This is a genomic window from Gemmiger sp., from assembly GCF_036306485.1.
Classification (GTDB): Bacteria; Bacillota; Clostridia; order Oscillospirales; family Ruminococcaceae; genus Gemmiger.
In genome coordinates this window covers 1-14190 of sequence record NZ_JAXJZK010000035.1, presented here as the reverse complement: position 1 = coordinate 14190, position 14190 = coordinate 1, and the positions used below count along the sequence as shown (strand labels likewise).

Genomic DNA, 14190 nt, shown 5'->3' with positions numbered 1-14190 from the left:
TCCTCCAAATTCAGTCAGAACGGGGCGGATCACTGGGATCCTGTCCCGTTGGAAGGTATCCTACCCCACAAAGATGAACGCGCCGTGAACTGCCCATGAAAAAGTTGGAAATAATCCGGTTACTCGTGCCAGTGTTCCCGCCGGTATTGGGTGGGCGTGGTGCCCATCGATTTCTTGAACATCTTGGTGAAATAGTTCACGTCGAGGATGCCCACCTGTTCCGCCACCGCGGCGATGCTCTTGTCGGTGCGGATGAGGATTTTGGCGGCGCGCTGGATGCGCTGGGTGTTGATATAGTCGATGAGGGTGGTGCCGGTCTCCTGCTTGAACAGGTTGGACAGGTAGGACGGGCTGATGAAGCACATGGCGGCCAGGCTCTTGAGGGAGAGCTGGCTGCCCAGGTTGAGGTTGATGTGGTTGATGACCTTCTGGACCAGCGGCGAATAGTCCCGCAGCGAATAGCGGCGCACATAGGCGCAGTATTCCCGCAGCATATCGTAGCCGAGCTGTTTTTCATCGCCCATCGACATATTTTCAATGATATTGGAGTACCGGGCCGAGATCTTGTCGATATAGTACGGATGCACCTTGCTGACCTCGATGGCCTTGCGCAGCAGGGTGTTGAGAATAATCATCCGGTTCTTGATCTGGTAAAGGTTGCCGGTCAGCCGGTCGCCGTAGGTGAAGCGGCCCATCGCATGGTAGGCCGCCATGGCCGCGTCGGGGTCCCCGCGGGAGACCGCGCCCATGATGCGGGCCTCGTTTTCGTAGCGTTCCTCCAGCATGGCGACGGGGATCTCGAGCTGGAAGGCCGGTTCGTTGAAATAGCGGACATCGGGATGGAAATTGAGGGGCAGGAACTCCTTGACTTCCTGGATGCTGAACTCGTCGCTGGGGAAAATCATGCTGACCACCGCCTCGATGGTCATGATGAAGCCGCTGTCCGAGATGATCCGCACGCCGTTGTAGTAGTCCTGCACGGCGGCCTCGCCAGCCTCGCCGATGTTGTGCAGCGTCCATTCCCTCTGTTTTTCGCTGCGGCGTCCCGTCGTCCACGGCCCGATGAGAAAGACCGTATCCTTCTCGTCCGGGACGCGGAAGAGCGCAAAATGCAGTTCAAAGGTGCCCTCGGCATAGACAAGGGTATTTTCCGGCACCGAACTCAGCAGCAGATTGCCGAATTCCTGCCAGTCAAAATACGGGTCCAGCGCTTTGCGAAGACCGTAGTCAAAGTTTTCCAGTCCTTCAAAGGGAGGGGTGACCCGCATCGAGTTGATGTTCTGGGCCGCCATGATCCTGGTCAGGACCTGCAGAGGATCCACCTGCATACGCAAAAGGCTCCTTTCTTCGGGGAAATCACATGGTCACCCTGCCGTTCTCATCCGCCTTCTTGGGAATGATGATCATGGCATCGACGACGCACATGGCAAGAGGCAGGCCTGTCCAGCAGAACACGGTGTAGAGCAGGCCCAGCATCCAGCGGCGCTCGTAGTAGCGATGGCCGCCCGCCCAGCCCAGCAGCACCAGCAGGATCAGGTAGGTGCGCTTGTTGACCGAAGCGTGGGGCATATGGGCCTCGTACCGGTTCATCAGGTTGTAGACCTTGCCCCAGAACCCGAACACCTCGTCCTCCTCGCCGGCGGCGTTGGCGGCTGCCTGGCGCTCGAAGTCCTTGTCTGCCAGCTGGGCCGGCGTCACCTCGTTGGGGTCGCGGCCCTTGATGTCCTCCTTGTCGAAGACCCAGACCATGTCCTTGTCACGCTTCTGTTCGGCGCGGTCCCGCTTGTCACGATATTTGCCTTTTGCCATAGTTTTGTTACCTCTCTCGGGATGATCATTTGTATAGTATAACACAAACCCCCGCGGGCGGGAACCCGCGGGGGTCAAGTTCAGGGTCCTTTTGTTGGAATTGCCAAAAGTGTCCTATGCTTTTTGTGGAAGATTACGCTTTGGCAGCGCCCTGCTCCGCCTTGATACGGGCGATCTCGGACTCGATCTCTTCCATCTTTTCCTTGGTCAGCGGGTAGAAGTGCATCGAGATGATGTTGCACAGCCAGCCGATCATGGAGAAGCCGACGAAGCACATAATGCTGGCAAAGAGGATGCCGGTGCTGTACGGGGTCTCAACGGTGGGCAGGACCTGGGAGAAGCCGATCGCTGCGAAGCAGACGGCAACCAGGGTGGAAGCCAGGGAGGAGACCAGCTTGTCAACAAAGCTGAACAGCGTGCCCATCAGGCCGGGGACGTAGCGGCCGGTACGATAGACTTCGTAGTCGGCGCAGTCGGCGGTCATCGGGATGACGATGTTGCCGGCCATGTTGTTGAAGGCGCCGAGCAGGATGGCAACGACCACCCAGATCACGCCGAAGAAGCTCCAGTTGGAAGGAACGAAGAGGGTCAGCCAGCTGGCGGGGCTGGTCAGGGAGACGGTGGGCATCTGCATATAGCCCTTGTTGGCGCCGACGACCATCATGATGGCGGAGATGGCGGCAAAGATCATGGAACCGTAGGTACCGATCAGCAGGGCCTTCTTCTGGCCCATCTTGCGGGCAACACTGTTCATGAGGAGCAGCGTGACAACCAGGATGGGGATAACCGTGATGACGGAGTTGGAGGAATACATGGCGTAGTTGCCGAACAAGATACCCCACAAGCAGACCATAACGGTGGTGTTGGATTTGCAGGAAGAAGCGAGCTTATCGGTGGAAGCGGAGACAACCAGCATCTGGATGCCGCGGTTGTGCGCCAGAACGTCGACGTAATCCTTGAAGCCGACCTTCTGCTCGGTGCCGAGGCCGAAGTACTCCAGACGGTCCTTACGGGAGATACCGATGATGGCCAGCACAGCCAGAATGGCAGCAACGCCGCCGAGGCCCAGCTGCATGGCGTACCACATCTCGGGGTTGTAGAAGCCGGACAGCACCTGAACGCCGTTGCTCTCGGTGAGGCAGTTGGCCAGGTTGGGGTTCTGCGCGATGAAGGCGTTGATCTTATCGGCATGCTCCGCCATGTTCAGGGTGTAGTTGGGGATCAGGGAGGTGGAGAGGAGGACGGGCCACAGCAGGCTGAAGACGACCGTCACGAAGATCGAGTCGAACATTGCGAAGACCGGGCGCTGAGCAGGATCGTTGGTCAGGCAGGTCTGGGCGCTCTTGGTAACGACACACTGGCAGGTGTAGCCGATGATGTAGACCATGTAGAGGATGATGAAGGTGACGAACCGCGCGGCCGTGGGAACCGTGGGGATCACATGGAACATCACATAGGTGGTCGCGAACAGAATGACTTCGCCGATCACGATGAACGGACGGTTCTTACCGAACTTGGTATTGGTCTTGTCGACGATCATGCCGACGAACGGGTCCGTCACGCCGTCCCAGATACGCATCAGGGTGACGATGGAGCCGGCCAGAACGACGCCGACGCCGACGACACCGACCAGGTAGTAAGAAATGGAGTTCATGAGCAGCATGTACAGGTTGGTGGACATGTTGTTCAGGGAGAAGAATCCGATCTCCCATGTTCTGGCGCGATGGATGCCAGACGCCTTGTCATCAAGGGGTTGCTTAGACATGTATTTCTCCTTTCGCGAGTGGGGCGTGGTCATCCCTGCCAGGGTCTGGCCGCTGCCGGTGAAATGCGGGCGCCGCAAGGTTTGCAGTGGTCAGCCCCGCACAAATTGTGACTTTTTTATGAACTTCTGGCGGGTTTTCCGTTAGGAATATTTTTAGGTGAAACCGGAAAATTTTACAGTTTTTCAACAAACGGTTTCCTTTCCCGATTATTTTTTTGTGTAATTTGTATACCCGTTCAATTTCAGAACCGGTCGCGCTACCCGCCGGATTCCGCTTTCTTTTAATTAGGAAGGAAGCCGCGCCGGAGCGGTCGGAACGCGGCGGAATATTCTGGGGAAATTCCGGTTTTATCAAAAAATTCTACTAACAGAATTCCGAATTTTTATGTAATAATGACGGTAACGTGAAGAGTGACCGCGTGCAGGTCATGCAAATCATTTCAGAATAATAGGAGGTTCCTGCTATGGACAAGTCCCTGCTGTATCCCGTTTCTTCCGTGTCCCGCCGGGCCGTGAGCCTGGACGGCATGTGGAAATTCCAGTTCGACCCCGAGAGCGCCGGTGTGGATGCCGGCTGGGCCAACGGCCTGCCTGCGCCGGTCTCGATGCCGGTCCCCGCTTCCTTCTGCGATTTCTTTACCGACAAGGAGAGCCGCGAGTACTGCGGCGACTTCTGGTATGAGACGGACTTCTTTGTTCCCGGCGAGTGGTCCGGCCGCGACGTGCTGATCCGCTTCGGTTCGGCGACCCACCGCGCCCGCGTCTTTGTCAACGGCATCGAAGTGGCCAGCCACGAGGGCGGCTTCCTGCCCTTTGACGCCACCGTGACCGACATTGTGCGCTACAACCAGTACAACCACCTGGCCGTGCTGCTCAACAACGAGCTCAACGAGCATATGCTGCCCGCCGGCCAGACGGCCACCCTGTCCAACGGCCGCAAGGTTGCCGCGCCTTACTTTGACTTCTACAACTACGCCGGCATCCATCGTCCCGTCAAGCTGACCGCCCTGCCCAAGGAGCGCGTGCTGGACTACTCGGTCGTGCATCGCCTGGTCGAGGGCGGCGCCGAGGTGGATTACTCGGTCATCACCAACGGCACCCACGATGTGACCGTCGAGCTGTACGACGGCTGCACCAAGGTCGCCGAGGCCGCCGGCCGCACCGGCACCCTGAAGGTCGCCGACGCCAAGCTGTGGAACGTCCACGCCGCCTACCTGTACACCCTCGTGGTGCGCATCGCCGACGGCAGCGACATCATCGACGAATACACCGACAAGATCGGCATCCGCACCTTTGAGATCCGCGACGGCCACTTCCTGCTCAACGGCAAGCCGGTCTACCTGCGCGGCTTCGGCAAGCACGAGGACGCCGACATCCGCGGCCGCGGCCTGGATCTGGCCACCGTCAAGCGCGACTACGAGTGCATGAAGTGGATCGGTGCCAACTGCTTCCGCACCAGCCATTATCCCTACGCCGAGGAGCTGTACCAGATGGCCGACCAGGAAGGCTTCCTGATCATCGACGAGGTCCCGGCCGTCGGCTTCCTGGAGAGCACGATGAACTTCCTGGCCGCCAACCAGGGCAACGGCAAGAAGGTCGGCTTCTTTGAGAAGGACACCACTCCCCAGCTGCTCGAGAACCACAAGGCGGCGCTGGCCGACATGATCACCCGCGACAAGAACCATGCTTCGGTCATCGCCTGGAGCATCCTCAACGAGCCCCAGTGCACCAGCGAGGGCACCGAGGCCTACTTCAAGCCGCTGTTTGACCTGGCCCGTGCGATGGACCCGCAGAAGCGCCCGCGCACCTACGCCATCGTCATGAGCAGCCTGCCCGACACCAGCAAGGGCCAGCAGTTCGCCGATTTCATCAGCCTGAACCGCTACTACGGCTGGTATGTGATGGGCGGCATGGGCATTGTGGATGCCGAGGCTGCCTTCCGCCGCGAGATGGACGGCTGGGCCAAGGTCCTGAACGGCCGGCCGATGATCTTCACCGAGTACGGCGCCGACACCCTGCCCGGCGAGCACAAGCTGCCCAGCGTCATGTGGAGCCAGGAGTACCAGAACGAGTACCTGGATATGAACCACAACGTCTTTGACAGCTACGACTTTGTGCAGGGCGAGCTGGTCTGGAACTTTGCAGACTTCCAGACCACCGAGGGCATCATGCGCGCCAACGGCAACAAGAAGGGCATCTTCACCCGTCAGCGTCAGCCCAAGGATGCCGCCTTCCACTTCCGCACACGCTGGACCACTCTGCCGCTGGACTACAAGAGCGGCTGCTGATTCTCTGTTCCGCACACACGGCGGGCGCACCCTCGGCGTGCGCCCGCTCCTTTGGATTTTATCCCGCCGCAGCGGCGGAAGGGATATCGTTTTGCAGAAAGGAGTTTTCTTATGCCCAAAGCATCGGATCATATCAAAGTCTACCGCAACGAGGGCGGCGCCGTGATCTCGACCGTCAACCGCCGGGTCATCGAGCGCGACGGCCTGGTGTTCAAGGACATTGACGGTTCCGGCGAAGTGAGCGCCGTCAACGACTGGCGTCTGCCCGCCGCCGAGCGCGCCGCCGCCTATGCGGCCAAGCTGACCGTGCACGAAAAGCTGGCCCAGCTGTTTGTCGCGGACTGGCGGATGGGCAAGTACCCGGCCGCCGGCCCCAACGCCCCCAAGATCGACAAGCCCGTCTATGACGAGACCGGCATCCTGGACGAGACCGAGTGCGATGTGCCGTCCATTTTCGGTCTGCAGCACGTCATCAGCACCACCCAGATGCTCAAGGAATCCTTCTACCGCCATGTCATCCTGCGCGCCAACGCCACCCCCACCGATCTGGCGGACTGGATCAACCAGGTCAACGCGGTCTGCGAGGAATGTGAGCACTATCTGCCCATGTCCGCCACCTCCAACTCCCGCAACGAGAACGGCGAGGTCGTCTTCGGCATGAACGACGCCTTCGGTGTGCTGGCCACCTGGCCGGGCACGCTGGGCATCGCGGCGGCCGTCAAGGGCACCGGGCGCATCGACATCATCGACAAGTTTGCCGACACGGTCCGCCGCGAGTGGAATGCCTGCGGCATGCGCAAGGGCTATATGTATATGGCCGACACCGTTTCGGACCCGCGCTGGCAGCGCACCTACGGCACCTTCGGCGAGGACCCCGCCCTGATCAGCGAGATCATGCGCCATCTGGTGCCGGGCATCCAGGGCAGCCCCGACGGCGTGACCAAGGACGGCGTGGCCGTGACGACCAAGCACTTCCCGGGCGGCGGCGCGCGTGAAAACGGCTTTGACCCCCACTATGCCGCCGGCCAGTGGAACGTCTACGCGACCGAGGGCAGCCTGGAGAAGTACCATATGCCGCCCTTCCGCGCGGCCGTGGAGTGCAACACCTCCTCGATCATGCCCTACTACTCCAAGCCCGCGGCCGCCAAGAGCGCCCCGCAGACCGACATCGAGGGCAACGTCATTGACTTCGAGCCCTACGGCTTCGCCTACAACAAGTATTTCATCGACACGATCCTGCGCGGCCAGCTGGGATTCCGCGGCTATATCAACTCGGATTCCGGCATTTCCCGCAACATGGCCTGGGGCGTCGAGATGCTGGACATCCCCGAGCGCATCGGCTTTGCGGTGAACCATTCCGGCGTGGACATCATCAGCGGCATCTTTGACAGCGACGCCGCCCTGGAAGCCTACAACCGCGCCACCAACGGCTACTATGACACCCATCCGGTGCCGGAGGGCTTCACGGCCGACGAGCTGGTGCTGACCGACGAGGCGCTGACCCGCGCCGTGACCCGCACGATGACCGAGATGTTCGAGGTCGGCATGGTGGACGATCCCTTCCGCGATCCCGCCGAGGCCGAGAAGGTCGTGGCCAACAAGGCGGACTGGGACGAGGCCGCCCGCGTGCACCGGGAGAGCGTTGTGCTGCTCAAGAACGACGGCACCCTGCCCCTGACCGCCGAAAAGACCGCCGGCCGCCGCCTGTATGCCGAGGCCTTCCACAAGGACCCGCGGCTGTCCGAGCAGTCCACCGCCAAGCTGCGCGAGCTGCTCAAGGACTTTGATCTGACCGACGATCCCGCCCAGGCGGACTACGCGATCCTGTTTGTCACGCCGCAGTCCGGCGCCTACTTCAACGCCACGCCGGGCTATCTGGAGCTGGATCTGTGCGAGGGCAAGACCGTGCACAACGTCAACGAGGACGGCAAACCGGTGGCCGAAACCCACGAGGAGACCACCGTCACCGGCATGGGCCGCATTGCCGAGATCGCCAAGGCCGTCCACGCACGCGGCGGCAAGGTCATCTCCAACCTGAACATCACGCTGGCCTGGGAGGTTGGCAATCTGGAATCGGTCAGCGACGCGATGACCGCCGGCTTTGACACCTACCCCGACGCCACCGTCGATGTGATGCTGGGCCGGTTCGCGCCGGTCGGCAAACTGCCGCTGACCCTGCCGCGCGGCGACGCGGTGCTGGCTGTGAACGCCGACGGCGTCTGCATCAGCCCCAACGACGTGCCCGGCTTTGACAAGGACCAGTATCTGCCGGATTCCCTCAAGGATGAGAACGGCAAGGCCTACGCCTACCGCGACGCCGCCGGCAACTACTACGAATACGGATTCGGGCTGCACTACTGATTTCCGGCCCGAGAAAGGAAACTACCATGGCTCAATTTGTTACGCTGGCCGCCAACGGCCTGAAAGAGCTGCGCACCGCCAACGAGCGGCTGGTCTCCTACAACGTGGAGATGACCGAAGTCACGGGCGGCACCTTCTGGAAAGCCTACACCCCCGGCCAGATTGCCGGCACCGAGCCCTTTGCCCGGCTGACCACGCTGGCCAACGCCACCGCGATGATGGATCTGATGCAGTTCAATCCGCCCATCGACCTGGCCAGCCCCAAGCTGCGCACGCTGGCCAAGCGCATCGGCCCCGCCTGGGTGCGGGTGTCGGGCACCTGGTCCACCAAGACCTACTATGACTTTGACGGCACGACGGGCGGCAAGGCGCCCGCCGGCTACAACGCCGTGCTGACCCGTGAGCAGTGGCTCGGCGTTCTGGATTTCTGCCGCGACATCGGCGCCAAGCTGCTGATCTCGGTCGCCAACTGCGAGGGCCTGCACAGCGCCGACGAGCCCTGGAACCCCAGCCAGGCCGAGCAGATCTTTGCGCTGAGCCGCGAATACGGTGTGCCCATCGAGGCCGCCGAGTTCATGAACGAGCCCAACATGCTGTCTTACAGCGGCGCCCCCAAGGGCTACACCCCGGCCGACTATGTGCGTGACCAGGATGCCTTCTTCCACTGGGTGCGCGCCAACTATCCTGAGTGCCGCCTGGTCGGCCCCTGCACGACGGTGGGCGTGATCGGCGACGAGGAAGAGCAGAAGAAGGGCGGCGGCGGTGTGGCCGACGTGCTGGATTCCTGCTCCACCGACGAGCTGATGGACGGCGCCCGCGAAGCGCTGGACGTGTACAGCTACCACTACTACAACGGCGTCTCGGAGCGTCTTGCCTCGCTGATGCCGGCCGCGCACTGGCCCGCCGACAAGGCCCACACCGAGGCCTACCTGGCCGTGGCGCCGACGATGGCACGCCTGAATGCGCCGTTCCGCGACAAGTACTGCCCCGGCGGCGAGATGTGGGTCACCGAGTCCGGCGATGCGGGCGGCGGCGGCGATACCTGGGCCTCCACCTACCTGGATGTGCTGCGCACCCTCAACGAGCTGGGCGGCTTCTCGACCGTGACGACCGGCGTCATCTTCCACAACACGCTGGCTTCCAGCGACTACGGCTATCTGAAGCCCGAGGCCTTTGATCCCCGGCCCAACTACTTTGCCGTGGTGCTGTGGAACCGTCTGATGGGCCGCACGGTCTACGATTCCGGCGAGGAAATCCGTGAAGGCGCCCACGTCTACGCCCATTCCCGCGCCGACGGCAAACCCGGCGTCGCCTACCTGATCATCAACAACTCCCTGACCGACACGACCACCGCCGAGCTGCCTGCGGCTGCGGATGTCTACACGCTGAGCGCGGAGTCGCTGCGTGCGTCGGTCATGCAGTGCAACGGTGTTCCGCTCGTGCTGGGCGAGGATCTGGCCATGCCCGCCATGGACCCCGTGCGGGTACCGGCCGGCAAGCTGGAACTGGCGCCCGCGACCTGCACCTTCGTGGTGGTGGACGGTCAGGCCTGATGCTTGACATGCTCTGAGCTCTCGCCTACAATAGGAGAAACGGGGGCAGTCCTGCGCGGCTGTCCCCGTTTTACTTGCCAAAAGGAGGCGCCTTTTATGGCCGCAACGCAAACCGAAAACATGGGGACCGGCAGCGTTCCCAAACTGCTTTTCAATCTGGCACTGCCCGCCGTGGTTGCGCAGATCATCAACCTGCTGTACAACATCGTGGACCGGATCTACATCGGCCACATCGAGGGCATCGGCGCCACGGCCCTGACCGGCGTGGGTCTGTGCATGCCCATTCTGATGCTGGTCAACGCCTTTGCCATGCTCTGCGGTTCGGGCGGCGCGCCCCGGGCGGCCATCGCCATGGGCCAGAAGGATGACCGCAGCGCCGAGCGCATCATGGGCAACTGTTTCAGCCTGCTGGTCATCCTGGCGCTGATCCTGACCGTGGTGTTCTACATCTTTGCGCCGCCGCTGCTCGTGATGTTCGGCGCCAGCGAAAACACCCTGCCCTACGCCCTCGACTACACCCGCATCTATGTGCTGGGCAGCCTCTTTGTGATGGTCGTGCTGGGCATGAACACCTTTGTGACCACCCAGGGCTTTGCCACCTTCAGCATGCTGACCACCGTCATCGGTGCGGTGTGCAACATCGTGCTGGACCCGCTGTTCATCTTCGTGTTCGGCATGGGGGTGCGCGGCGCCGCCATCGCCACCGTCATCAGCCAGGGCGTCAGCGCCGTCTGGGTGCTTCGGTTCCTGACCGGCAAGCGCACCCGCCTGCATCTGCGCCGCGCCTACCTGCGCATCGTTCCCAAAGTCATCCTGCCCTGTCTGGCGCTGGGTGTCTCCTCCTTCGTCATGATCGCCACCGAGAGCATCCTCTCGATCAGCTTCAACTCCAGCCTGTCCCGCTACGGCGGCGACCTCGCGGTGGGCGCCATGACCATCATCACCAGCGTTTCGCAGCTCATCAGCATGCCCATCCAGGGCGTCTGCCAGGGCGGCCAGCCCATCATCAGCTTCAACTTCGGCGCCGGCAAGCCGGATCGCGTCAAGGAGGCGTTCCGCTGGCAGTTCATCGCCTGCGTGTCCTACGCGGCGGTGTTCTGGGCGCTGCTCATGCTGGTTCCCCATCTGTTTGTGCAGATCTTCAACAACGACGCCCAGCTGGTGGACTACACGGTCTGGGCGATGCGGATCTACATGGCCGGCATCTTCTCGACGGGCTTCCAGGTCGCCTGCCAGCAGGGCTTTGTGGCCCTCGGCCAGGCTAAGATCAGCCTGCTCATGGCCTGCCTGCGCAAACTGATCCTGCTGATTCCGCTGATCTTCCTGCTGCCGCTCGTCCTGTCCGACAAGGTCTTTGCCGTCTTTCTGGCCGAGCCGATCAGCGACATCATCGCCGCCATGGTCACCTGCACGGCGTTCTTCACCCGCTTCAACCGCATCCTGAAGCAGGGTCCCAAAAAGGTCTGAGACCGTCCCTGTAAACCGGACAGCGGGCGGGAAGCCGAAGGCTTCCCGCCCGCTGTTTTCTGTTCTGCGTTCTTTTTTCTGCGTCCCGGTTGGCAATCTTCGCCCGATGTAGTACACTGAGGGCAGAAAATCCCACCAAGGAGGTTGTCTGATGGAATTCACCTTTGAAACGCACTACAACGCCGCCACCATGACCGTCATGGCCCGCGCCCTGCGCAAGACCGTCCGGAAAGCGCACAGCCGCCGCTCCCATCTTTTCGGGTGGGTGGTTGTCGTGCTGGCGGTCCTGCTTCTCCTGGCGGACGGCTTTGCCCCCGATCTGCGGACCATCGTCACCGCGGCCGCCGCCCTCGCGGTTGTGGCCGCCCTGCTGCTGGAGGACCGCATCAACGGCTTTGCGGCAAGCCGCCGCCTGCTGCGCGGCACCGAGACCGCCGTGACGGTCTTTTCGGAAAGCGGCTTTGTCACCACGACAGAGGTCGGCCGCACCGAATGGAAGTACGACAAAATCCTGCAGATCGCCGAAACCGACGGCTTTTTTGTCCTGATCTTCAGCGCCAGCCATGCCCAGCTCTATGACAAGCAGCATCTGCAGGGCGGCACGCCGGAGGAATTCCGCCGTTTTCTGGAGACCGCCACCGGCCAGTCCGTCGTGCGGGTGGCATGACAAACGGCCGGGCGCAGTGCGTCCGGCCGGTCAGGCTTCTCTTATCTCTCGTCGGGCAGGCGGACCGGCGCAGGGGGTTCGGTGCCGTCCCGCAGGGCCATCCACCAGTACTGCAGGTCCAGCCAGGTGCCGAACTTGTAGCCGGTGCGCGGCTCGGTGCCCACCTTGCGGAATCCCAGCGCCCGGTGGAAGGCCTCGCTCTCGGGGTTGGGATGGGCCACCAGCGCCACGGCGTTGCAGTACCCCTGCTCCCGCAGCCGGGCCAGCAATGCCGTGTAGAGCTTGCCGCCCACCCCCTGCCCGATGCAGTCGGGGTCACAGTAGATGGTCAGCTCGACATCCCAGGCGTAGGCCTCCCGGGTATGCCAGGGATGGGCGCAGGCATAGCCACACAGATGTCCCGCGGCATCCTCGGCCAGCAGAAAGGGCGCCGCCGCGATGGCCGCGGCCATGCTCTGCTGCTGCTCTTCCAGCGTCGGGACCCCATACTGGAAGGTCGCCGTGCTGTGGGTGACATACCAGCTGTACAGCTCGTTGACGGCGGGCGCATCGTCCAGCGTCGCCTCCCGCAGGGTGATGGTGTGGGCGGCGCTCCACGCTGCCGCCAGCGCCTCCTTGGCGGGCTTGTCCAGCTTTTTGAGGGCGGCTTCCCGGCGCAGCGCGGCCGGGCGGTCGGCACACCGCTCGGCGTAGGCCAGCCGCACCGCCCCATGGGCCCGGGTGTAGCGTGCGCCGCCCCGGCCGGTGCGATGGGCGCGCAGCCGCCGGGCCAGATCGGTCGTCCAGCCCGCATAGAGCGACCCGTCGGCGCACCGCACCATGTAGGCCCAGGCTGCGGGCGGCACCGGCAGCCGGTCCTGCGCCGCCGAGGGGCACTGCCCCATCCGCCCGGTCATTCGCTCACCGGCCGCCCGGCGGCACGCAGCGCGCGGCGGCAGGCCTCGATGGCGGTGGCTTTGTCCTCCGCCGTAATGAGGAACCGACTCGGATGGCAGAAATTCAGCGCCAGACCACTTTTCTCCCGCAGGACATCGGCGGGCTGTCCGGCCCAGGCCGGCGGGAAGGGCACCTTGCTGCGCCGGGTCTTGTAGTCGGTGACGCACTGCGCACTGTACCCGCCGCGCTGGCTGGGATAGACCACAAAGAGCGCATCGGTCTTGTACAGGCCGTTCTTCCAGGGCATATAGTCGGGCAGCACCACAATGCCGTCCCGGGAATTGCGGTAGGCGCGCTGGACCGTCTCGTCGGCGCGGTTGACCGCGTTGGCGGCGGCAATCTCGTTTTCCAGCACCTGGCGCGCAAAGGGAACCGCCCGCCAGAAACAGGCGTCGGGGTCGTCGTGGGAATCCCACACCGGGTTGAAGCTGCCGATCGCGTCGGCCAGCGAGTTGGGTTCGCCGGTATTGTCGTTCTGGTCGAGGGGCTGGATGAAGTTCTCATCGAGCAGACGCGCCTGGTGCGCCCCCACCAGCTGGGCGCCGAGCAGCCGCCACAGCAGACCGAACGCCGCGTAGGGCACGCCGTTGGGACGGCATTCCCGCGGTTCGGAATGGTGGTCAAACATGCCGCCGCCCACATCGTAGACAATACCGTCAAACCCGTCCGGCACCACAAAGCCGCGGGTCACCTTGATGTCGGGCCGCACAATCTGCAGCAGCGCCGTCGCGAATACGTCGTCCGCGTGGAACTTGCCGCCGTGGGTAAAGCCTTTTGCCGGAATTTTCATGGTCTGTGCCTCCGTGTTTCGATGTTTTCCTATTATAGCATGAATCGCAGCCGCGGTAAATGGGGGTTCCTGATTTCGATTTGTGTGGGGGAAGGTCCGTTTCATCTTCGCCGGACTCCGAATGGTTCCGCACGACATCCCTTCCTTTGTCTTGCGGGAACGCCGCAAGCCCGTTTTCTTGGGCAACCACTGCCTTATACGGAAAATTGTCTGCTTCGTCACCGGCCACACCTGCAGCTTGTTCCTCGGTCGTTCTCTTTTCAGCATAGCATACCACCGGAAAGAAATCCATCACACAATTTGAGGAAAAGGCGGATGCCTCAGATGGTGTTTCGCCTGTGTCACGTTCTTATGGAAGTGCAATGGGGGTGCTGTCCCCTGCATTTTGGGTACTTGTGCCGCAGGTCAGGACCATCCGCCAATCCCGGGATCAGGACAATGGGGAATGGCTCTTTCTTTTTTGTTCCGGATATGGTATACTAATGTATCGTGCTCACATTCAACACGCATACGGTAAAGGAAACGGAATCATCATGCAAACAATCAAACATACG

10 protein-coding genes are annotated in these 14190 nt (G+C 62.2%); 5 read left to right on the top strand and 5 right to left on the bottom strand.

Annotated elements, in window-relative coordinates:
• Nucleotides 1–119: 119 nt before the first annotated feature.
• The 3 genes from U0L91_RS07265 to U0L91_RS07255 form a co-directional block, all read right to left on the bottom strand.
• The gene (locus tag U0L91_RS07265; RefSeq protein ID WP_330045642.1) at nucleotides 120–1328 is read right to left on the bottom strand and encodes a helix-turn-helix transcriptional regulator; all 1209 of its coding nucleotides are present in this window, start codon (nucleotides 1326–1328) and stop codon (nucleotides 120–122) included.
• Nucleotides 1329–1356: 28 nt separating this feature from the next.
• Nucleotides 1357–1809 (bottom strand): TM2 domain-containing protein, encoded by a 453-nt coding sequence (locus tag U0L91_RS07260; protein WP_330045639.1) that lies wholly within the window; start codon nucleotides 1807–1809, stop codon nucleotides 1357–1359.
• 133 nt (nucleotides 1810–1942) lie between these two features.
• The gene (locus tag U0L91_RS07255) at nucleotides 1943–3574 is read right to left on the bottom strand and encodes an MFS transporter (protein ID WP_330045638.1); all 1632 of its coding nucleotides are present in this window, start codon (nucleotides 3572–3574) and stop codon (nucleotides 1943–1945) included.
• Between the two features lie 464 nt (nucleotides 3575–4038).
• Between U0L91_RS07255 and uidA the strand changes: the two genes are divergently transcribed.
• From uidA to U0L91_RS07230, 5 genes are all read left to right on the top strand, one after another.
• Nucleotides 4039–5862, top strand: a complete 1824-nt coding sequence (gene uidA / locus U0L91_RS07250; RefSeq protein WP_330045636.1) for a beta-glucuronidase — start codon at nucleotides 4039–4041, stop codon at nucleotides 5860–5862.
• 111 nt (nucleotides 5863–5973) lie between these two features.
• Nucleotides 5974–8223 (top strand): glycoside hydrolase family 3 N-terminal domain-containing protein, encoded by a 2250-nt coding sequence (locus U0L91_RS07245; RefSeq protein WP_330045634.1) that lies wholly within the window; start codon nucleotides 5974–5976, stop codon nucleotides 8221–8223.
• Between the two features lie 26 nt (nucleotides 8224–8249).
• Nucleotides 8250–9776, top strand: a complete 1527-nt coding sequence (locus U0L91_RS07240) for a beta-glucuronidase (protein WP_330045632.1) — start codon at nucleotides 8250–8252, stop codon at nucleotides 9774–9776.
• 96 nt (nucleotides 9777–9872) lie between these two features.
• Nucleotides 9873–11243 carry an MATE family efflux transporter gene (locus U0L91_RS07235; RefSeq protein WP_330045630.1) on the top strand — a complete coding sequence of 457 codons (1371 nt, stop codon included), beginning with the start codon at nucleotides 9873–9875 and terminating at the stop codon, nucleotides 11241–11243.
• A 151-nt stretch (nucleotides 11244–11394) separates the two neighbouring features.
• Nucleotides 11395–11910, top strand: a complete 516-nt coding sequence (locus U0L91_RS07230; protein ID WP_330045629.1) for a YcxB family protein — start codon at nucleotides 11395–11397, stop codon at nucleotides 11908–11910.
• 41 nt (nucleotides 11911–11951) lie between these two features.
• Here U0L91_RS07230 and U0L91_RS07225 read toward each other — a convergent pair whose 3' ends face one another.
• Both U0L91_RS07225 and U0L91_RS07220 read right to left on the bottom strand, forming a co-directional pair.
• A complete protein-coding gene (locus U0L91_RS07225; RefSeq protein ID WP_330045628.1) occupies nucleotides 11952–12806 on the bottom strand; it encodes a GNAT family N-acetyltransferase in 855 nt (284 codons plus the stop codon).
• Nucleotides 12803–13636, bottom strand: coding sequence for an MYG1 family protein (locus tag U0L91_RS07220; RefSeq protein WP_330045627.1), 834 nt, complete (start codon nucleotides 13634–13636; stop codon nucleotides 12803–12805). The genes U0L91_RS07225 and U0L91_RS07220 overlap by 4 nt, the downstream gene beginning before the upstream one ends.
• Between the last annotated feature and the right edge of the window lie 554 nt (nucleotides 13637–14190).